Genomic DNA, 21,886 nt, shown 5'->3' with positions numbered 1-21,886 from the left:
TTCCCAGCCCACCTTAGCCGAATGGTGAATAACGGAACCGCAGCTATCGTAAGGTTTTCTGATGTAAATTATGGGGGTGAGTCATATATGCACCAAAGTGATCTAAAGCCTTATATGTAGAGCTAAAATACAGTTTCCTTAAGCAAGAGATAAAATGATCTCAGCCATGGGTCCGTTAACTTTCATAACAGCAAAGGGGTGAGGGAAACGGCAAACTCCCGCGGTAGAAAGGGCGGACGAGATCCCGCAGAGAGCTTGCGAACGAGGAAGCTCGGCCGGTCTTCCGCAGGAGTATTGCCGTTTCACCGATCCCCTTACTCACTATCAGGCAACGGACCTCCTCCCACTTTATCTCAAATCCAAGTCTTCAAGATAAGGGGGCTTATATTGCACAAAAAAACTCTTCCCCACTCACTAGGAGTAGGAAAGAGGTTTTATCAATTAACTTACTTTTTATTCTGTTCAAGAAGTAATTCTTTAGAAACTCTTGGTGCTAACCATATGACTGGTAACAGTAGGATTGAAACAGGGACTGCTGTGATCACAATGAAGGACTGAAGTGCGTTCACACTTCCTTCTCCAATGTAAAGAAGAATGGCAGCTACAGATCCCATTAGGATAGACCAGAAAATACGTAATGAGATTTTCGGGTTCCCTTCACCAGATACCGCCATAGCAATTGTGTACGACATGGAGTCTCCAGTCGTAATTACAAAGATAATCGTTAGCAATAGGAACAGTGGTGAAATAATGCTAGCTAATGGCAATTGTTCTGTAATAGCAATCATCGCAGCTGGCATACCACCTTTATTTAACTGAGCAGATACTGAACCTGCTTCCTGAAGCTCATAGAAGATACCTGATCCTCCAACCACTGTGAACCAAAAAGTTGTAACGATTGGTGCAATGATAGCAATAGCTACAATAATTTGGCGAATGGAGCGCCCTCTAGAGATACGGCTTACCAGAATTGCCATCATAGGACCATAACCGATAAACCAACCCCAGAAGAATACAGTCCAAAAACCTAACCAACCTTCATCAGCTCGGAATGTGCTCATTTGAATAAAGTTGTCCACGTAGAATCCAAAAGAAGAGATGAATGAATCCAAAATAAATCCACCTGGACCAAATACAAGAACAAACAGGATTAAACCAATCGCTAAGCGAACGTTAAAGTTACTTAACCACTGAATCCCTTTATGAAGTCCTGTTACTGCTGAAATTGTTGAAACTACAACAAGACCAATAATAATAGCTAATCTTGTAATTAATACATCCGGAATTCCAAATAAAGCTTGTAAACCATAAGCCGCTTGTAAGCCTAAGAAACCAATTGGACCAATCGTACCAGCCGCTACGGCAATAATAGCGAATGCATCTACAATTGTTCCAAGGAAGCTTTTACGAAGTTTTTCACCAAAGATCGGATATAACAATGTACGTGGCTTTAGAGGCATACCTCTATGATAGTGTCCATACATCATCACTACTGCACTTAACGTACCCAGGATTGCCCAAGCTAGGAAACCCCAGTGCATATAACTTTGTGCTAGCGCAGGCATAATAGCGCCAGCTGTTTCAGCTTCTACACCGCTATTCATAGGTGGTACTGTTAAAAAGTGATACATTGGTTCAGCGGCCGCCCAAAATACACCACCACCAGCTAAAAGAGTAGCCATAATGATGGACAACCATTTAAATGTACTCATTTCAGGTTTTTCTAAATATCCAAGTCTTACGTTTCCATATTTCGAAAATGCTACATACAATGCAACAAAGAAGTTTGCAAGCATGAGAACCTGCCAGAATGCTCCAAAGTATTTAGAAGACCAAGCAAATCCTTTGTTTACCATATCTGCAACAAATTGCATATCGATGAGGGATGCAATGACAAACGCTACTAACAGTCCACCGCTTATTCCAAACAGTGGCCAATCAACGTTAGAAGTTTGTTTATTATTCTGTGTCATCTTAGTCTTATGCTCCTTTTTTGTCTTTGCCATTAGAAGTTCAGTGAAGAACATCTTTAAAAACACATTCACATACTCTCTCACACATAAAATTCAATGTCAAAGAAGGATTTTTATTTTTTATAAAGAAGTATTTTATTTTAATGGGATATAAACGCTTACACATATCTTGTTCTAAGCACCACTAGTTCATTCAATAAAAAAAGCGAGCTTTCAAGAAAGCTCGCTTCAGTCATATGGATATTTATTGTTCTTCGACACCTGCTTCTCTTACTTTTTCCTTATCTACGATAAACAAAAGTGCATTGGATACACGTTTCCCCTCTGAAGTTTCACAGTATTCAACCAAACCCGTTCCATTTCGAACTGACAGAAATTTACATGTGTAAGTTGTTTTAGCCAATTGAGGATATCCAGTAAAGTTATTGATATAGGTGACCTCTTCCCCAGATGTTTTCAGGGTACTTTTCGTTACATCACCATGAGGATCAAAATAGGCAATAGTCAATTGATTCTCTTCATTGTTGTTAAAACTTTTTTGAAAGGAGGCAAACGCTTTAAGATTTGATGCCTTTACCGCTCCGTTTCTTATTTGCTGAAAGCTACTAGCTTCATGTTGAATGACTAAGTCCCCATTACTTTTTGCTTCTTCTACTGTATACTTTTCCTTCGACTCACTCGTACATGCTGTCATGATAAGCAACAATATGGCCACTGCAATAAAGCTAAATTTCTTCATATCCTAGTTCCTTTCAATTCGGATTAGGACGACTCTCAACATTTAACATTACATTAGTTGGAATTTTCCGTCAAATTTGATTCTCAAAACAATCTATCCGAGTATGAACCCTTCATGATACGATGATATAAGATCTTTTCGCATGAATTATTTCCCCTATTAAAGGATGGTTATATATGATTGATCAAGCTCAAAAAATTTTGGAACAATACTTTGGTTTTCCTTCTTTTCGTGCTGGTCAGCAATCGGTTATTGAATATATCTTACAAAAACAAAATACATTAGCGATTATGCCAACAGGTGGCGGTAAATCGCTTTGTTATCAGATCCCCGGACTTGTGTTGGATGGAACAGCCATTATCGTTTCACCGCTTATTTCATTAATGAAAGACCAAGTTGATTCTTTAAACGCACTGGGCATTGAAGCCACTTATATTAATAGTTCTCTCTCGTTTGAGGAACAAAAAGATCAATTACAAAGAGTGAAGCAAGGTGAGTTTCAATTTGTTTATGTTGCACCAGAACGCTTCGACTCTGAATATTTTGTTCATTCTATTCAACAAATTCCTTTATCACTTATTGCATTTGATGAAGCACATTGTATTTCTCAATGGGGGCATGATTTCCGACCAAGTTATCGTTCAGTCGTATCCCGTATTCACTCTCTCAAAAACCTTCCCGTTGTTATAGGCTTGACAGCTACTGCAACAAAGGAAGTAACGGAAGATATCAAACGGCTTTTGAATATCAATCCTCATTCAGTTGTGAACACAGGCTTTGCTAGAGATAATTTGAGCTTTCGTATTATAAAAGGGAAAGAAAAACACGACTTTATTGATGATTACATTAAAGCTCGCCCAAATGAATCTGGAATCATTTACACTTCGACCCGTAAGGACACTGATCGGATTCAACAATGGCTCACCAAACAAGGATATGATGCAGAAAAATATCATGGTGGATTAACCGAAAATCAACGTAAACAAGCACAAAACGCCTTCATCCAAGATGAGAAAACCATCATGGTCGCAACAAATGCCTTTGGAATGGGGATTGATAAGTCCAACATTCGTTATGTCATCCATTACAGCATGCCAATGAATATTGAGGCTTATTACCAAGAAGCCGGTCGTGCTGGAAGAGATGGTGAACGTAGTGATTGTGTCCTTTTATATTCAGCAAAGGATATCCACCTACAAAAGTTCCTTATCGAGCAATCTATTATGGAAGATGACAAGAAAACAGGAGAATATCAAAAGCTTCAGCAAATGGTGAACTATTGTCATACGGACCGTTGCCTACAAGAATATATGCTCACCTATTTCAAGGATCCTTTTGAACACCCAGCTTGCGAAAAATGTAGTAACTGCCAACACGAGGGGGAGTTAAAGGATATTACAAAAGAAGCTCAGATGATTCTTTCCTGCGTAAAACGTATGGACGAGCGCTTTGGCTCTGGTCTTGTAGCAAAAGTATTGAAAGGCTCTAAAAGCCAAAAAGTTCTTGATGGGAGATTCCAAAAGATCTCTACTTATGGACTCCTTTCACATATGAGAGAAAAAGATATTACACAGATGATTCAATTTCTTGTGGCAGAAGGCTACTTATCTGTGGAAGATGGGAAATTTCCTTTGTTAAAGTTAACCTCATACGCCTTACCACTTCTAAAAGGAGAGCAATCTGTTCACATGCTTATTGAAGCAGCACCAGCATCTTACACCCAGACTGATGTGGATGAATCTCTCTTCGAAGAGTTACGTATGTTACGTAAATCAATAGCTGATGAGAATGAGATCCCGCCATACATTGTCTTTTCTGATGCTACATTAAAAGAACTGTGTGCTAGACTCCCGAAAACGAAAGAGGAAATGCTAACAGTTAAGGGAGTTGGAGAAAAGAAATTTGAACAATACGGAGAGGTCTTTTTAGAAAAACTCCAAAAGCAAGAAGTTGCTGAAACAATATAGTAATTTAAAAGGCATCCTTGGAAAGATTCAAGGATGCTTTTTTATTGTTATACCTGTTCTTTTACAAATGCGAGCAAATCTTCATATTTATAATGATCTTTTACCCCAGGCTTTTCAATTAAATAATCTACACATGCTTCTGGTGTATCTGTGTAAGCCTCTAAGAACCCTCGAATCAGCATTGCTAAATAGCGTTTTGATGGAACTGTGATTTCTCGCTCTTCCATTGGTAAGTAATGCGTAAAGGTGAAAATAGGGTGACCCTCTCGTTCCCCTGCATACAGTAAGTTACCGTAATCTGACTTCTCGACTAAGGTATTTCCGTTTGCTCTAAGTGCAGACCAATCAAGCGATAAGTCCGATATCCCATTTTCTTGTCTAATGACATCTTCAAATTGTTCTTCTGTAATTAGATACATTCTCCCCCATGTATCAGCATTCTCATTGTAGTGCGTATCAATAAATGCTGCTCCTCCATCCCAACGATCAGAGTATCCAGCAAAATATAATGAAAACGGAAGCGAAACTGGAGCATCTTTTACAGGTAAGGTAGCGTCACGACTTCCTACCTCTCTTCTATTAGATCCTTCAGGCTGTCCACCTTCGATATAACATAAAAACCTTTCACGAAATAGATTGGATCCAAAACTTGCATACCATACTTTGTTCGACATCATCTCACTCCTTACATGTCTCCTATTATAAGAGATGACATTATTGAATGTAAGTTTAGAATTGAAACCTATCAATATAACGCGTTACGATAAAGGCACATAAATCACATCCTCTATTTTTAACGTACTTTTATGGTCTTTGGATTAGTCAATATTCTGATTTTGCTCAGTTGTTAGCTTCTTTTACGCAATCTTTAGAAAGGAGTATGTTGAAAATGAATGAGCAAGGATTAACACATGGTGCTTTTCAAATTGAAAAAGAGGTTACGATTCATGCTTCACCTCAAAAAGTTTTCGAAGCCTTAACTCGAGACATTGGACAATGGTGGGCCTACCGCTTATGTGGAGAAGGTTCCAGAATGACAATGGATCCCCACCCTGGTGGAAAGTTCCTTGAAGAAGGAATTAAAGGGGCTAATGCATTATGGGGAACCGTTCAGTATGTAAAGGAAAATGAGGAGATTCGCTTAAATGGTTTACTTGGTATGATAGGTGCTGTGAATAGTGCATATGCCTTTAAACTTGAACCAAAGGGAGATGCTACAGTTCTTAAACTCACCCACCAAGCTGTTGGATTGATCGATCCAGAATGGGAAAAGATGCACGCTGAAGGATGGGAAGAATTATTAGGAGATTTCTTAAAAAACTATCTTGAGCACGGAAAGCGCCCTGAAATAGAATAAAAAGAACTCGTTATCTCACCATCCTGCCATATAACTTAATAAAGCATAGAAAAGGAGAGCGCCTTGAAGCCTCTCCTTTTTCATGTATCAATTATTCACCTGTACGAACGTCAATTTCTTCGTTATTGTCACGCTTCTGACAATCCGTACACATTTTCATCTTCGCTTCTTTTTTATTCTGCAGGAACTTTCCACAGTTACTACATTTCCCAAACTCATTCGGGTTACCTTGAAGTTGTGAAAACAGTTCTCCTTCTGGTCCTACCATGCGAATCACTCCTTTATAGGCTCTTACCCTTCTTTATCCTTTTTAGGTACGAATGAAACACCGAGGAACACGTTACAGATCTAACATTGTCCCTTCCAATCTTTTACTCTATAATAATGGAAAATTCTCTTATTTATAGAAAGGATGATCATTTGCCACATAAACTAGGATTATCCGGAAGCACCATTTTATCGAACCCAGAACAGTTTCATGAACTATTCCTTGAAGAGCTTGATCACATTGAAATCGGTGAATTTCCTGATGAAGATGCTTTCAAACTTTTCATACAACACCTAAAATCTGCTCAGCGAAGCTTTGGAATCCATTCTCCACTCATGAGAAAAAACAGCAAATATGATCTCATTGAATATGTACATATCGAACCTGAGAAAGCTTGGTATCAAATTGAAGAAGAAGCTATGCGCCTCACATCTTTAGGTGCAGAATATGTTCTTGTTCATTTTCCTTACTTTAAAACGGACCGTAATGGTGTTGTACATCAAGAAATTGAACAAGGATTACAGAGGCTTAGTCAGCTCCAAGACAAGTATGATATTCCTTTAGTTTGTGAACCTAAACTAGGTCAAAATCGTAATCCTTGTGGCATCCACTATTTAGATGACTTTTCTGTTGAGAGGTGGGAACATTATGGCCTTCCTCTTTGTTTTGACCTCGGGGATTATTTGTTAGCTGATGCTGACCATATTTTTGACCATATTCATAAATGGCAGGATTATATTAAGGTTGTTCACCTACATAACGTCTCCTACCAAAATGGTGATGCTAACAAATACATTTGGTCCCCTGTCCATCCTAGTCAGGAAGATGATCCAGATTTTTATTCGCTTAAACCTATTATTCAAAAGCTTGCTCAAGGATCTGATGTACGTTTTTTATTTGAGCATACCCCACACCATGTTCCATCAAAGCAATATGTTCGAGAAGGAATTGAGTGGGTTCGTACACTCATTAAATAATCATATAGAATTGAATCTAAGCTCTACTCTTAATTTGTAAGCGTTTCAATTTTCTTATATAATATAAGAAAATTCTGACTTTTAAGGGGTGTATGCATGTCTTCTTTATTGAAGGTTGCTCATGAAGATAAACCTTATTCTGAGGAACACCTTGATTTTACTGGACTACAACCTAGTTTTAGAGTGGATTTAAGGCGCTTTTCAGAACAAGAATACAATAAGTTTGTCACAATGAATACAGTTTCGGATTGGTCCTCTTTATCATGGAAAGATGTAGGGAGACCTTATGAAGTAAAGGCTAATTCAAAGGATCGAGATCAGTATGAACAAGAATTTGGTAAATCTATGAGTGTGCATACATCTTGGCAATATTTTAATAGAGCGTTTCATGAATGGTTTGTCAAAGATGTACCAACTGAACAACAGGAAAAGAAAGATGCATTTAAGAAGAGCTTAGTTTCATTCAATCCAAAGGCTATTAAAGCAGCATTAGGGGATGTAGCTCGCATTCAACTTTGGAATTACGCCCACAGAATTGAGGATGGGGTTTGGGACCCGCGTGGAAAAAGAGCTCTCTTTGAAGGATTAGATGTTAAAAAGCCTCGTATTTTGTTCTTGGGGGCTGCCGAAGGATATGAGGCAATGCAACTTGCTGCCATGTATCCTGGAGCTGAGGTGGTAATGGTTGATTATGATGAGTATTGTAAAACGACTCGATTTCAAGAGTTCCCTGAAACCTATCCTTTTTTAGGTCATAATCCAAACACAGGACAAACGAGCGTTTACTATAAAGACGATTTTAATATTGAATATGTTGTAGATGATATTCGCAACCTTGATTATGGAAAAGAGTTTGATATCGTTCTATCAGTAGGTTTGCTAGAACATTTTCCAGATGAATATAAACCTGAAGTGGTGGATTGGCATCGGAAGTTTTTAAAGACTGATGGCTATGCGATTTTCACGACTCCACGCAATCAGTTTAAATCCAGAATGTATTATCGGATCATGGCAGATGTCATGAATCACACTTATAGAGAGCTTATGACAGTAGAGCAAATGGGCCTGTATATTTATGAGAATGGCTTTGATATCGTCCAGAGTGGCTTTATCAAAGTGCATAACGGTGTGGTTGCCAAAGCTCGATAACATTTGTAGTTAGAGTCTCCATGATAGTTGGAGACTCTTTTTTAGTTCAATAGGGTTAGGATACCCTGAAGCTTTGTATTTATAGGAGGGTCACCTCTATCCACGTTCTTCAAATTGAACCACAATAGAATCCCCAATAGATTTATATCCAATTCGTTGATAGATTTTATTTGAAGTTGGATTATTTAAATCCGTATATAACGACGTGAAGGAGTACCCTTCATTTAATAAACTTTGACTAAGTTTCGCCACAAGACTTGAAGCATAGCCCTTCCGTTTATGCTCATTTGGTGTGTACACAGGCCCTAATGTAATCCCATTTTTGGTTGGACGTGTAGCGTTAGCCATTGAAACAGGCTCTCCATCCACTACCCACAAACGTAACGATTGATTCTGGATCATGCGCTTGATTGTATCTTCCGGACTTTCAGATAACGTGGGTTCCCCTGCTTCTTCTCCAAACAAGTTCAACCATTTTGTTGCAATCTCCTGATGTTCCGGTTGAGCGATTTGAAGATCACCATTTGAAATCGGGATATCTTCAACTTCATCTAGACGAAAAACTTTCTGTTCCATTTTTATTTGGTAAGGAGAACCCGTTTTCTCTTTCCAGCGCTCTGCAATACGCTCCACAGATTGTTTCGATCCAATTAGCCCTGGAAAAGGCAAGTGATTTTCATCAATATAAGTCAAAAAACTTTCTACATCTTCATATGAAAGGTCTTGTTCAACCGCTAAAATCCAGTTATGTGGAGGTGTTCTCATTAAGGCGTAATGAATCTCTCCATCATTTCGTTGCTTATATCCTAGGAAGGGTTCGCCTTGGTAGTGATTCCCTTCATTTGCAAGACGATAGCTGATCCCAAGGGGTAAATTATTCAGTGCTTCATTCTTCATTAAAAAATGTTCCACTTTACTCAAAAATTCATCCGCTTTGTTATAGGTTAACACTGTCATAGAAACATCCTCCTTACTTGAACTTTAAATAAATGCAAAAGATGATTCCTTTAACTTTCTTGATTCTTTTTCAAAATCCTTCCTTATATTTATATGAATTTTATATTTAAAGCACGAGTAGATATTACAAAAAGGGGGGATAAACGGTGTGGTTAGAACACATTCAACCAAAAGCGTTGATTTACGGAGCTGTTTCTGGTTTTGTTTTAGGAATTATAGGCCAGTTTATAGGGTGAAGGTTAAGTTGTGTGACTTTTTTAGAGTACGGCAGGCTGGGGATATGGTATTAGTCACTTTCATTATATGAATTAAAACCCTGCCACATTAACCGTGACAGGGTTTATCAATTTTATCTTCCCCATGGAAAATCAGTTCCAAATTTATTAGCGAATTCTTTTGAAACGCCACGACGCTCTTTACGTTGTTCAGCTCGTTTCGCTGCACCATCATGAAGCCATTGTTCTTCTTCTGTTTCAGGATATACCGTCGGAACCTGAATTGGATTATTTTGATCATCTACAGCTACGAATGTCATGAAAGCTGTAGCACATACGGCACGCTTTCCTGATAGAAGTTCTTCTGTTACAGCCTTAACAAAAATCTCCATGGAGGTATTACGTGTCCATGTAACAAATGCTTCAAGACAAATAGCATCGCCAGCATTGACTGGATATAAAAAGTCAACTGAGTCTGTAGATGCTGTCACAACAGGGTTTCGAGCATGACGTGTCGCAGCAATCGCAGCTACGTCATCCATATAAGCCATTAACTGCCCACCAAATAACGTACCATGATTATTCGTATCCGTTGGAAGCACATGTGAATTCTTTACAACCAACGAGTCAATACAAGGTTTTTTCTCCATTAAAACTCCTCCTACACCATAAATTCCTAAATTATATTATGCCAGCAAATTCTTAAAACTATGCAAGCATAACGATAAAGTGTTACATCAGGATCATAAAAAGGATAATGAATTATTATAATATCTTTGATGTACGCTTCCCTTTTTCCCCATATATAAAGAGGAAAACATAAATAATACCGTGTTACCTCCTGAAACCAGCAAAAATTTTAATAAAACATTTTCGCCAATGCTTTCAGGTTGTAACACGGTATAGTGTCCCTTATTCTAGCGGCTTCGTGTCGTAGCTTGAACCGGTCCAATCTGTTAAATCGCAAATCGCTTGCCAGAGTTCAGGGTAGAATTCGTATTTCACACCACGCTCCAGCGCTTGTGCTGGTATACCTTTAAGGCTCTGAGTATTTAAGCCAATCATACGACGAACTAATTGAATATGGTGATGACGGAAAGATTGGAAGTTCTCATCAAATCGAATTAATCCTTGCATAAGTCGAAATAATTGTTCATGCTCACCCGGCTCTTTATGAACATCAAGCGGGGTTAACCCTCGTTTATCCAAAAGGGCCTTGAATGGTTCCCATAAGGTTGGTCCCAAGCGAAGTACTTCATTAAAACCAGGTGAATCCTGTCCGCTTCCCTGCCCTAGAGCAAGGCGGATCGTATGGTAATCTCTCGGGCTAATCACTTTCACCATATCAAAAACGTTTGGTAAGTGATCAAGGTGCATATTAACACGATCGATTTGTTGGGCTGCTTCGTGAACATCATTTTTCTTCATACATCCATCTGCTAAATGAATATATTGAATCATTAATTTGAAATGAAGCTCCGCAATTTGGTGAATCATTTGAAACGTTAGTTCATCATTGCACGCTAGCTCGTCACCTGACTTTTGCAGACTAAGTAACTCTTCCGTTCGAATATACTTTTCATAATCTGTTAACGTTTTTCCTTTTGAATAATCCACTTTCATCCCATCCTTTTCATCGAATTGAAACTACCACTGTTACGCTATGATCTCTCGCTTGTTTTCATGTTTTTCATAGAGCTTTTCATCCATGATCCGCTTCATGATCTGGACCGTTTCCCATACTTCTTCGTAAGAAACATATAGTGCTACAGGAGCCAAGCGAATGACATTTGGTGCTCTGAAGTCAGGAACTATACCATGTTCTTTAAGTGATTTACAGATTCTCGCAGCTTCTGTGTGTTCGAGACAAACATGACCGCCTCTATACTCATCCTCTTTTGGATTCCCGATAACAAAGCCGTGAGAAGATAGCTCAGCCTCTATCAGATCCATTAAATAACGTGTACTTCTCAATGATTTTTCACGTACTTTATCAATCGTAGCTTCCTCAAACATTTCTAAAGAACCCAGCAAAGGGGCTACACTCATGACGTGAGGTGTACCAATTTGGAAGGCTCCTGCATCCTTCGCAGGTGAGAAAGTATGTTCCATATCAAATTGCTTTTCTTTATCTGAGCCAAACCATCCCGCTAGACCAGGTACTTTACCAAAATGCTTCTCATGTACAAATAGCGATCCTACACCGCCTGGTCCACTATTTAAATATTTGTAGTTACACCAGTAAGCAAAATCTACTCCCCACTTATGAAATTCATGTGGGATTGCCCCAGCTGAATGACAGCCATCAAAACCAATCATTATACCTCGATTGTGAGCTTCTTTCGTTAAACGTTCAATATCAAGAAGCTGACCACTTCGATAAAGGACAGTTGGTAATACAACAAGTGCGACGTCCTCATGCATATTTCCAATGATGTCATCCTCATCGATTAAACGACCGTCACGACTCTTCACTCGAATCAGGTGATGATCAGGATCGTAACCTCGTAGCTTAAGCTGACTTTGTAGTGCATAGATATCAGAAGGAAAATTAAGTTCATCTGCTAGAATCTTGGTACGCTTTCCTTGTGGATTGTAGAATGTAGAGACTAGCTGATGAAGGTTTGTTGTCGTGGAACCGGTTACAACAACCTCTTCAGCTTTTGCTCCTACCAGGCTAGCACTCATCTTACCTAGTTTTTCAGATAAATAGAACCACGGATGACCCCCTTGCATCCATCCGTTGATCCCGAGCGTCTTCCACGAATCTAATAATTCAAGAACAGACTTTTCTGCTCTCTTTGAAAGAAGACCTAGTGAATTCCCATCCATATAAATTGTTTCCGGTTGTATGTAAAACTCATCACGATAGACTGATAACGCATCCTGTGCATCCAGCTCTTTCGCATATTCTCTAGACAAATCCAAACCCCATCCCCCTCTTTCATTCTCTTTTCTTAAGATTAACATATCTAGTAGGGGAGTGGTATATGAAGTCGCAGAACCAGGGGGGTTAAGTGGTACTGAGATAAATTTTTGGGGATAGGTGTACATGTTAAATCTGGCGGTGTTTGTAAGAATTCAGGCTATCTTTTACCGATTCAGGCGGAAGGATGATACATTCAGGCGCTCGCCTGCCTAGTTCGGGCGTTACCTTCGTAGATTCAAGCGCATGGATTAAAAATTCAAGCGTTCCTCAACAAAAAAGCCCGAACCAGGCATATGCACCTAATTCGGGCTTTCATTTACTGTTTGGATTCTTCCACAATCGTGGAAAGTTCTTCCCAACGTTCCATAAGCTCTTCTAGTTTTTGCTCGGCTTCTTCCTGTTCTTGTACGAGCTCTTGTGCGCGTACAGCATCACTACCAGCTTCCGTAATTTCTTTTTGGATTTCTTCTAAACGTAGTTCAAGTTCTTCGATACGATCCTCAATTGTATTCCATTCTTGTTGCTCATGGTAAGAAAGCTTGCGACGTTTTTCTTTTTGCTTTGGTGACTCTTTCTTTTCTTCTTTTGCTAAGCGCCGTTGTTCTGCAAGGGCAGCACCCTCTTCTTCACGCTTCACATCTAAATATTCGCTATAGTTTCCTTGGAATCGGCGCGTTTTCCCATTCCCTTCAAATGCAATCAAGTGATCGACAACTTTATCTAAGAAATAACGATCGTGGGAAACAGTGATTACAACTCCCGGGAAGTGATCCAAGTATTCCTCTAAAACAGATAAAGTCTGTGTATCTAAGTCGTTTGTCGGCTCATCCAGAAACAGTACGTTCGGTTCCTGCATTAATACACGAAGCATGTAGAGACGTCGACGCTCGCCACCTGATAATTTTGAAATATACGTCCACTGCATGTAACGAGGGAACATGAAACGCTCAAGCATTTGCTCGGCTGTAATCTCATCACCTTCAATTGTATGAATGACTTCCGCTTCTTCTTTAATATATTCAACAACACGAAGCGAACCATCTAATTCATCGTGATCCTGCGTATAGTAGCCAATTTTGACAGTTTGACCCGTTTTCACAGAACCAGCATCCGCTTCAAGACGACCAGCCATAATATTTAAAAGGGTCGTTTTCCCACTTCCATTTGGTCCAATAATACCAAGACGTTCACCTGGTACAACGAGATAATTGAAGTCTTCTAAAACCGGAACCCCTTCGAAGGATTTAGTCACCCCTTCAAGCTCTAGCACGTCATTTCCTAACCTTGTTGAACCAATTGCGATATCAAGTTGGTCATCTTGTTCCGGACCTTTTTGGTCACGTAAGGACTTTACACGATCAACACGTGCCTTTTGCTTCGTTCCTCTAGCCTTCGGACCTCTACGTAGCCATTCCAGTTCACGACGAAGTGTATTCTGACGTTTCTCTTCATTTTTACGCTCAAGCTCTTCACGATCAGCTTTTTTAGCTAAGAAGGTTTCGTAATTCCCTTCATAAATATATAACTGACCTTTATCCAACTCATAAATATGGTTTGTGACACGATTTAAAAAGTAACGGTCGTGTGTAACCAAAATAAGTGAACCATTATATTGAGCCAGGAATGACTCCAACCATTCAATTGTTTCATTGTCTAAGTGGTTGGTAGGCTCGTCTAAAATGAGCAGGTCTGCTGGTTGAATTAATGCTTTAGCGATAGCTACACGCTTTTTCTGACCACCAGACAACTCACTAACAGGCTTTGTATAATCCGTTACGCCAAGGCGTGTTAATACCGTTTTTGCAACTGTATTGGCTTCCCATGCGTCGTTTTCATCCATCTTTTGTTGTGCGTTGAATAATTTTGTCTGCTTCTTTTCATCTTCTGGGTGGGCTTCGAGCTCCTGCAATGCTTGCTCGTATTCACGCATCGTCCGCATGACTTTTGAATCGCCGTAATAAATTTGATCTAAAACTGATAGGGAGTGATCTAGATCAGGTTCCTGTGGCAAATACTCAATATGGAACTGATTCGAGTGCGAAATCTGACCCTTCTCTGCAGAATCGATTCCAGCTAGAACTTTTAACAGCGTTGATTTACCTGTTCCGTTCACACCGATTAAACCGATTCGCTGTTTTTCTTCAATTGTAAACGAGATATCCTCAAATAAGACTTTCTCGCCATACGTTTTATATAATTGCTCAACTGATAATATACTCATATCCGAATACCTTCCTTTGTTAAAAGCCAAAACACTTACACGATATTTTTAACTCGACCTACCTGTCCGTCCTGCAAACGTACTTTAATCCCATGTGGATGCTGACTTGAATTCGTCAAAATATCCTTCACGGTTCCTCTTGTAAGCTTGCCAGATCTTTGGTCTTTTTTTAAAACGATATCCACTTCAATTCCTGGTGAAATATCTTTGCGATTTTGTCCGTTCATATCTTCAGCACCTTTAGTGTATTTACTATTCTCCATTATAAAGCATGAGCACACAAGTTTACATACTAAGGGATTTTCATTTATATTTTTAATCCCAGAGGAAAGGCTACTCTTATCACATTCTAGGAGGTACAACATGAGTAACAAACGTATTTTAATGGTTTTAACAAATCACACAAAGATAACAGATGATCATAAAACAGGTTTATGGCTAGAAGAGTTCGCGGTACCTTATAACACATTCAAAGAACAAGGCTATGATGTAAAAGTTACGAGCATTGATGGCGGTGAAGTTCCTCTTGATCCAAACAGTATCCCTGAAGAGGAGAAAGATGAATGGAAAGATGCTCAGGAAGAGCTTAAAAACACAACAAAGCTTACGAATGAAGATAGTGACGGCTTCGACGCTGTATTTTTACCTGGTGGACATGGAACCATGTTCGACTTCCCAGATAGCGAAACATTGCAGCATGTCCTACAAGAACATGCTGAAGCTGATAAGGTGATTGGCTCAGTATGTCATGGTCCAGCCGGTCTAGTAAATGTCACTTATAAAGATGGCACACCTTTAGTAAAAGGGAAAAAAGTAAATGGCTTCACCGATGAAGAGGAAAAAGATATGGGACTTGATCCACATATGCCATTCCTTCTTGAAACAAAGCTTCGTGAAAAAGGTGGAGACTTTGTATCAGGTGATAGCTGGTCCGACTTTTCAGTACGTGATGGAAACTTAATTACTGGCCAGAATCCTATGTCCAGTCAAAGTGCTGCGAATAAAGTAGTTGAAGCATTACAAGCATAAGAAAAGCGCAAGCGCCCGTTTAGCAACGAAGGGACTGGACTGAGCCCGTAGTGAGATAAAGGAAACACAAATTGTAAAACAATTTGATGTTGACTTATCGAACGGAGAAAGTATGATCGACTAAGTTCGTCACGTCCTGTGACAACGTCGATCTGACCCACGTCGTGTGGGCCCAAGTCCCTTCGTTGCTGGGCGCTGGAGCTAGACATCTTAGAGCTACAACTTATACTTTCTTAAAGCATAAATGAGTAAAAAAGGTGCCTGGGCGAATGCCCGGCACCTTTTTACATAACAATCTCGAAAACCGCTCCACCTTCTTGGTGGTTATAAACGTGAATACTTCCTTTACTTCGTTCAATAATAGCCCGGGAAATAGCGAGGCCTAAACCTGTCTCTCCTTCGTTTCCTTTAACAAATCGGTGAAACAGTTGCGGAAGAAGGTCTTCTGGAACCCCCTCCCCATCATCACGAATTTGCAGAACTACATCGCCATCTCTTTCAAACGATTGCAACCAAACAGTATGATGAGCGTGTCGTATTCCATTACTCACAATATTAATCAGAGCCTGGAGCATCTTTCCTTCATCAACAAAAAGCTCTCGCTCTTCTTCTACTTCTATCTTTATCTGAACATTCTTTTCAGCAGCAAGTGGGTGAAGTCGCTCTTTGGTTTCCTTTAAAAGCTTCTCAATAGAGATATTCTCTGGATGATAAATTCCTTCTTCGCTATCAAGCTTAGCTAACAATATGATTTCATTTACGATTTTCTTTAATCTTTCGCTCTCTTTCACAATAAGATCCAGGCTCCGATCAGCTTTTTCTCCCTCAAAAATTCCATCTTTCACGCCTTCTGCATACCCTTGAATAGTCATAAGAGGTGTTTTCAGTTCGTGTGAAGCATTTTGGAAAAAGTGTTTCTGTGAATGAATATAACGCTCTAGCTCTTCTGCCATATCTAAAACACTTTGTTCTACTTCACCAATCTCTCCTGTTGCATGGACGGGTTGGATCTCATTAAATCTACGGTTTTCAATTTTATTAACTTCCTCTTTCAATCGACTTAGAGGTGTAACAAGCCTCTTCGTTAAGAAATAACTAAACAATACCGCAACCATAATCCCGATAATAAATATAGCTACAAGTCGCATTGTATAGAGCGACTGAATCGCTTGCAGTTCTTCAAGTGGCGTAGCAAGGGCTAACAAATATCGTTCACCTCGATAATCATACCGAAGCTTTGACACCACATACGTATTGCCATCTGTTTTCCAAAGATCTTTCTGTTCTGATTCATCCTCAAACTGCTTCGCCCATATACGTGATGTTTTAGGAGGTAAGGAAGAGAACATAATTTGATTTTCATCCGGATCCATGACCAACACACGTAAGTCATTGCTTTCTATCACTCTTCCCAACTGCGGGCCTCTTGCTGAGTAATCTTCCTGATACATGACGTTCAGTAAAAATTCGCCTTTCACTCGAAGATCCTTTTGCTCATTTGTTACCAAAACATCCATAATTAAGGAATACATAAAGAAGCCTGTCACAGACATGATGATAATTAATAAAGCTGTAAAAGCTGCATTGAGTTGGTAAAGTAACTTCATGCTTATTCCTCACGATCTCTTAAACGATAGCCATAGCCCCATACAGTTTCAATTTGAACATCAGGAAGTTTTTTGCGAAGTCTTTTAACCAGGTCATCCACAGCCCGGTCACTTCCGAAGTAATCTTCTCCCCAAACCCGGTTAAGTAGTTCATCCCTTGAAAAGGCACGGTTCGGTTCTTGCATTAAAATTTCTAGCATATGAAACTCTTTCGATGTCGTCTCCACTTCTTTTCCTTGCAAAAAGACACGGCGTTCTTTTAATGATAGAGCAATATCTCCGTTCTTTAATGTCTCCTGTTCTCCACTTTCTTCTGGAGAGGATTTTTGATACTTTTCCCACCTTTTTGCCATCCGATTCACACGAGCAACGAGCTCTCTCGGACTAAAAGGTTTTGTTAAGTAATCATCACTACCAAGCTCTAAACCAAGAACCTTATCCACTTCCTCATCTCGTGCGGATATAATAATGATTGGAACATCCGATTCTTGTCTTATCTTGGTGCAGAATTCATATCCATTCATCCCAGGGAGCATTATATCAAGCACAAAGATATCGGGAGGACTCTCCTGCCATAAATCCCATGCTTTTTCAGCTGTATCAACTGCTATTGCTTCATATCCTTCTTTTTGTAAGTAAGCTTCAACAAGTTCGCGTATATGCTGATCGTCTTCTACAATTCCTACAGTTGCGTTCATGCCAGATCTCCTCTCCCTCTTTTATCCCTATTTTGCCATAGGTTCATGAAAATCTATAAGATTCTATACTCTATTCCACACTTTTTACACATTTGTTCCATAAAAATGCCAAAGCCTTTTCCTACAATAAGAATTGTAAATAAAACAACGGAGCTCATTGGCACCCTCAAAAGCCAAGGGCAACGTATTCTATAGAAAGGTGGTTCTTACTCATGCGTTTTGAAGAACAGGAACAAACCGAAAATAAACAGCAAGATGATAAGAAAAGCTATTTTGGATGGTTATTTAAATTTACAACAAGCGCACTTATTGCAACAGTCCTTTTAGTAGCAGGTACCCTAACCGTATTTAATTATAACGAATCAGCAGAAAGCACTCCTAAAAAGGTGAATGCTACCACAGAAGATAACACGATTGATCCAACAGCCTCCAACTCTTCAGTGGTTCAGGCAGTTGAAAAAGCATCTGATGCAGTAGTAGGTGTAGTGAAATACGCTCAATCATCATTACTATCTGAAAACAGTAAAGCAGGAACAGGATCTGGCGTTATTTATAAAAAAGAAGATGGAGAAGCATACGTGGTAACCAACCATCACGTTATCGAAAACGCTCAGTCGCTTGAAGTTATTTTAAGCAGTGGAGATAAAGTGAAGGCTGAATTACTTGGAAGTGACCCTTTAACAGATCTTGCGGTGTTAAAAATCAGTGCAGATAAAGTGAAGCAAGTAGCACAATTCGGATCTTCTGAAGACCTTAAAGTGGGCGAAACAGCAATCGCAATTGGTAACCCATTAGGCATGAAGTTCGCAGGTTCTGTAACCAAAGGCATTATCAGTGGTAAAGAACGTACGATGCCAGTTGACTTAAATAAAGACGGAAATGTTGATTGGAAGACAGATGTTCTACAGACAGATGCGGCTATCAACCCAGGCAATAGTGGCGGAGCTCTTGTAAACATTCAAGGTGAAGTGATCGGCATTAACTCTATGAAAATTGCGAAAGAACAAGTAGAAGGATTAGGCTTTGCTATCCCAACATCTACAGCATTACCAGTCATTGAAGACCTTGAAAAAGAAGGCGAAGTCACTCGCCCTTACATGGGCATCCAAACAAGAGATCTATCTAGCATCTCAAACCATCACTTACAGAACACATTAAAATTACCAAAAGACATTCAATCAGGTGTTTTAGTAGGTGGCGTACAGCAAGGCACACCAGCAGCTGAAGCAGGTCTACAAAAATATGACGCAATTGTTCAAGTAGATGGACAAAAAGTTAAATCCCTTGTCGACCTAAGAAAGTATCTTTACGAAGAAAAATCCGTTGGTGACTCTATCGAGATCCAATTCTATCGAGATGGGCAAAAACAATCCACAACATTAAAACTTGCAAAATAAGTTCTCATTCTAACCATAAGACGAGTAGTTTTGAATCCGATATAGGTAAAAAGAGAGAATCATACAGACTACGGCGCCCCCTTTTGGAGGCGTCATTTTTAAGTTTTAAACTACCCCCAAATTTTGTATTGGCGAAAAAACGGTTACAGCCTTTATAATAAGATGTTGAAACGCTTTATGATTTACGGTTTTTTTTGCTCTCCATTGTAGCTATAATGGACATTAGGTTAAATTCGAGAGGAGAACAACACTTGTTAGAACACATCATCTATGAAAATGACAAAAAAGAATATATTGTACTTTTGCATGGGATTGGTGGAAGTTCACGTGTGTTCTTTAAGCAATTAAAGGCCTACACGAAAGAATATAATGTTATTGCTATTCACTTGCCTGGTCACGGAAAGTCAGCAAAGCCTCAAGACTACAATGAACGTTTTACGTTAAAGCTAGTCGCAGATGAGATCAAACGACTTCTGACCTCACTTAAAATAGATAAAGCCCATTTTGTTGGGATTTCTCTTGGGTCGATCATTATTCATACGATCTTACAATACCACCCTTCAATCGTGAAATCAGCGGTTCTAGGTGGAACAATCACGAGGTTCACACCATTTTCTAAACTTCTAATCAATTTGGGTGATTTGATTAAAAACGTTACGCCACACATGTGGTTATATCGTTTTTTTGCTTGGATCATGATGCCAAAGTCAAATCATAAAAACGCTCGTAGCGTCTTTATTAAAGAGGCCAAGAAATTAAGACGAGATGACCTTTTAGCTTGGTTCCATATTGCTAAATCCGTCGATAAAACTCATAAGTTCCTTGAGCAAAAAGCGAAGGGCATCCCCCGACTTTACATTTCAGGCCGAGAGGATCACCTATTCCTGGATCCTCTCAAAAAAGATCTTGCCAATGATCAAGATGCAGAACTCATTGTACTAGAGCAATGTGGACATGTTTGTAATATAGAAAAAGGAAAAGAGTTTAATCAAGCTTCTTTACAATTCTTACGACAGAACAGTCAACACATCCACCATGCATCCTAGTACGACACCATAGAGGAGTGACGGAATTGAACATCTTTTTGACTGGAGCTACAGGATTTTTAGGTGGAAAATTGATTCATCACCTGTTAGAGGACCAGGAGAATCATTTATTTGTACTAGCCCGAAATATAACAAAAGCAGAGGCGCTTCGTTCAACGCTTTCTCCGGAAAATCAGGAACGCATCACCTTTGTTAAAGGAGACATCACAGCCAAACAATGTGATTTATCAAAAGAAGACCTGCTTAAGCTCAAAAATAATGTGGATATCGTCTATCATTTAGCTGCTCTTGTGAAATTTGATGTGGAATTAAGAGATGAATTGTTTCAAATTAACTATGAAGGAACAAAACATGTACTTGAACTAGCCAATCAATGCGGGGCAAAATCATTTTTCCATATTAGCACTGCCTACACGGTTGGGAAAAATGAAATAGGAAAAGAATCGTTATATCCATTAGATAATGAATGGAATAACCCATATGAAGAAAGTAAAGCGAAAGCTGAACATTTAGTATTCTCTTATAAAGATCAAATGGATGTCTCGATTTTCAGACCAGCCATCATTGTAGGCGACTCAAAAACAGGAGAAGCTGACTCTCACTTCACACTTTATGGATTTATGCGGGCGCTTGACCTATTTAAAAGACGAGCTCTACGTAAGACAAAAGGTGAGGAACAACGTTATCGTTTGGTAGCGTCAAAAACGGGAACATCTAATTTCGTTCCGGTTGATTATGTGGCGGATATTCTTGCTTTAGCTTCTAAAAAGGCGCAGAAAAATACGATTTATAACATTACAAATCCGAATCCTCCTACAAATCAGGAGATTCTTAATATGTTAAAGGATGCGCTAGACTTTGAGCAGCTTTCGGTGGTAGAGGATCACAAGCAGTATGAGCTTAGTCCTGAAGAACAACAGCTTAATCAGATGATCCAAGTATTCCTGGTCTATTTAGAAACGCATATTACGTTCCATGATGAAAACACGCAAGATTTGCTTCGCGATACAGATATCGAGCATCTGAACATGCCGCCTGAAACGGTTCGGATGATTGTTGAGGCTTATAAGTAATGTTTAAAAACCTGTCCACATGTGGATAGGTTTTTTTATGTGGTCTGGTATCTTTATGTGGATAACTACTTAAGAGTTTATTCAGTATTATGGCAGGATTGTTGAAGACTTGATTCCGAGATATTGGTTGGGAGGAGTCCGTTGCTTTTTTGTAATTTGTTCCGGTCAGTGAAACGGCAAGCCTGTTGTGGAAGAAAAGCCGAGCCTCCTCGTGCCTGCGGGGTCTCGTCTTCCCTTTGTTACCACGACAGTTTGCCGTTTCCTTCCCTCCACGCGATTATGGA

General features: G+C 39.4%; 20 protein-coding genes. 8 read left to right on the top strand and 12 right to left on the bottom strand.

The window, feature by feature from the left end; genetic code table 11:
- Positions 1–446 precede the first annotated feature (446 nt).
- On the bottom strand, positions 447–1,973 hold the full coding sequence (locus H514_RS23070; RefSeq protein WP_081673027.1) for a BCCT family transporter: 1,527 nt from the start codon (positions 1,971–1,973) through the stop codon (positions 447–449).
- 244 nt (positions 1,974–2,217) lie between these two features.
- Positions 2,218–2,712, bottom strand: a complete 495-nt coding sequence (locus tag H514_RS0113410; RefSeq protein WP_027447421.1) for a hypothetical protein — start codon at positions 2,710–2,712, stop codon at positions 2,218–2,220.
- A 176-nt stretch (positions 2,713–2,888) separates the two neighbouring features.
- Between H514_RS0113410 and recQ the strand changes: the two genes are divergently transcribed.
- Entirely contained in the window at positions 2,889–4,679 is a 1,791-nt protein-coding gene (recQ, locus tag H514_RS23065) for a DNA helicase RecQ (protein ID WP_036843141.1), read from the top strand.
- A 47-nt stretch (positions 4,680–4,726) separates the two neighbouring features.
- Here recQ and H514_RS0113400 read toward each other — a convergent pair whose 3' ends face one another.
- On the bottom strand, positions 4,727–5,353 hold the full coding sequence (locus H514_RS0113400; RefSeq protein WP_036843139.1) for a hypothetical protein: 627 nt from the start codon (positions 5,351–5,353) through the stop codon (positions 4,727–4,729).
- A gap of 215 nt (positions 5,354–5,568) precedes the next feature.
- On the opposite strand from H514_RS0113400, the gene H514_RS23060 reads away from it, so the two are divergent.
- Complete coding sequence (locus tag H514_RS23060) at positions 5,569–6,036, top strand: SRPBCC family protein (protein WP_051255143.1); 468 nt, start codon at positions 5,569–5,571, stop codon at positions 6,034–6,036.
- A 91-nt stretch (positions 6,037–6,127) separates the two neighbouring features.
- On the opposite strand, the gene H514_RS24980 is transcribed toward H514_RS23060, so the two are convergent.
- Entirely contained in the window at positions 6,128–6,304 is a 177-nt protein-coding gene (locus tag H514_RS24980; protein ID WP_169449760.1) for a hypothetical protein, read from the bottom strand.
- Positions 6,305–6,456: 152 nt separating this feature from the next.
- On the opposite strand from H514_RS24980, the gene H514_RS0113385 reads away from it, so the two are divergent.
- Entirely contained in the window at positions 6,457–7,281 is an 825-nt protein-coding gene (locus H514_RS0113385; RefSeq protein WP_027447419.1) for a sugar phosphate isomerase/epimerase family protein, read from the top strand.
- A 96-nt stretch (positions 7,282–7,377) separates the two neighbouring features.
- A complete protein-coding gene (locus tag H514_RS0113380; protein WP_036843137.1) occupies positions 7,378–8,430 on the top strand; it encodes a class I SAM-dependent methyltransferase in 1,053 nt (350 codons plus the stop codon).
- A 96-nt stretch (positions 8,431–8,526) separates the two neighbouring features.
- Here H514_RS0113380 and H514_RS0113375 read toward each other — a convergent pair whose 3' ends face one another.
- The 6 genes from H514_RS0113375 to H514_RS0113340 form a co-directional block, all read right to left on the bottom strand.
- A complete protein-coding gene (locus tag H514_RS0113375; protein ID WP_027447417.1) occupies positions 8,527–9,387 on the bottom strand; it encodes a GNAT family N-acetyltransferase in 861 nt (286 codons plus the stop codon).
- 349 nt (positions 9,388–9,736) lie between these two features.
- Positions 9,737–10,252 carry an acyl-CoA thioesterase gene (locus tag H514_RS0113365; RefSeq protein ID WP_027447416.1) on the bottom strand — a complete coding sequence of 172 codons (516 nt, stop codon included), beginning with the start codon at positions 10,250–10,252 and terminating at the stop codon, positions 9,737–9,739.
- Between the two features lie 262 nt (positions 10,253–10,514).
- Complete coding sequence (locus H514_RS0113355) at positions 10,515–11,219, bottom strand: tryptophan 2,3-dioxygenase family protein (protein ID WP_411431078.1); 705 nt, start codon at positions 11,217–11,219, stop codon at positions 10,515–10,517.
- A gap of 39 nt (positions 11,220–11,258) precedes the next feature.
- A complete protein-coding gene (gene kynU, locus H514_RS0113350; RefSeq protein WP_027447414.1) occupies positions 11,259–12,530 on the bottom strand; it encodes a kynureninase in 1,272 nt (423 codons plus the stop codon).
- Positions 12,531–12,847: 317 nt separating this feature from the next.
- The gene (locus tag H514_RS0113345; RefSeq protein ID WP_027447413.1) at positions 12,848–14,752 is read right to left on the bottom strand and encodes an ABC-F family ATP-binding cassette domain-containing protein; all 1,905 of its coding nucleotides are present in this window, start codon (positions 14,750–14,752) and stop codon (positions 12,848–12,850) included.
- A gap of 35 nt (positions 14,753–14,787) precedes the next feature.
- Positions 14,788–14,979 (bottom strand): YwbE family protein, encoded by a 192-nt coding sequence (locus H514_RS0113340; RefSeq protein WP_027447412.1) that lies wholly within the window; start codon positions 14,977–14,979, stop codon positions 14,788–14,790.
- 136 nt (positions 14,980–15,115) lie between these two features.
- Here H514_RS0113340 and H514_RS0113335 point away from each other — a divergent pair, with 136 nt between their 5' ends.
- Entirely contained in the window at positions 15,116–15,781 is a 666-nt protein-coding gene (locus tag H514_RS0113335; RefSeq protein WP_027447411.1) for a type 1 glutamine amidotransferase domain-containing protein, read from the top strand.
- Between the two features lie 284 nt (positions 15,782–16,065).
- Here H514_RS0113335 and H514_RS0113330 read toward each other — a convergent pair whose 3' ends face one another.
- Positions 16,066–17,388, bottom strand: a complete 1,323-nt coding sequence (locus H514_RS0113330) for a sensor histidine kinase (protein WP_027447410.1) — start codon at positions 17,386–17,388, stop codon at positions 16,066–16,068.
- 2 nt (positions 17,389–17,390) lie between these two features.
- On the bottom strand, positions 17,391–18,086 hold the full coding sequence (locus H514_RS0113325; protein WP_027447409.1) for a response regulator transcription factor: 696 nt from the start codon (positions 18,084–18,086) through the stop codon (positions 17,391–17,393).
- A 212-nt stretch (positions 18,087–18,298) separates the two neighbouring features.
- Between H514_RS0113325 and H514_RS23055 the strand changes: the two genes are divergently transcribed.
- The 3 genes from H514_RS23055 (at position 18,299) to H514_RS0113310 (ending at position 21,602) form a co-directional block, all read left to right on the top strand.
- On the top strand, positions 18,299–19,483 hold the full coding sequence (locus tag H514_RS23055; RefSeq protein ID WP_036843134.1) for a S1C family serine protease: 1,185 nt from the start codon (positions 18,299–18,301) through the stop codon (positions 19,481–19,483).
- Between the two features lie 251 nt (positions 19,484–19,734).
- On the top strand, positions 19,735–20,529 hold the full coding sequence (locus H514_RS0113315) for an alpha/beta fold hydrolase (protein WP_027447408.1): 795 nt from the start codon (positions 19,735–19,737) through the stop codon (positions 20,527–20,529).
- Between the two features lie 26 nt (positions 20,530–20,555).
- A complete protein-coding gene (locus tag H514_RS0113310; protein ID WP_027447407.1) occupies positions 20,556–21,602 on the top strand; it encodes an SDR family oxidoreductase in 1,047 nt (348 codons plus the stop codon).
- Positions 21,603–21,886: the final 284 nt, after the last annotated feature.

Source organism: Pontibacillus marinus BH030004 = DSM 16465 (assembly GCF_000425225.1).
In the GTDB taxonomy this organism is placed as follows: Bacteria; Bacillota; Bacilli; order Bacillales; family BH030062; genus Pontibacillus; species Pontibacillus marinus.
The sequence above is the reverse complement of the archived record's forward strand: the minus strand, read 5'-3'. Positions and strand labels throughout refer to the sequence as shown.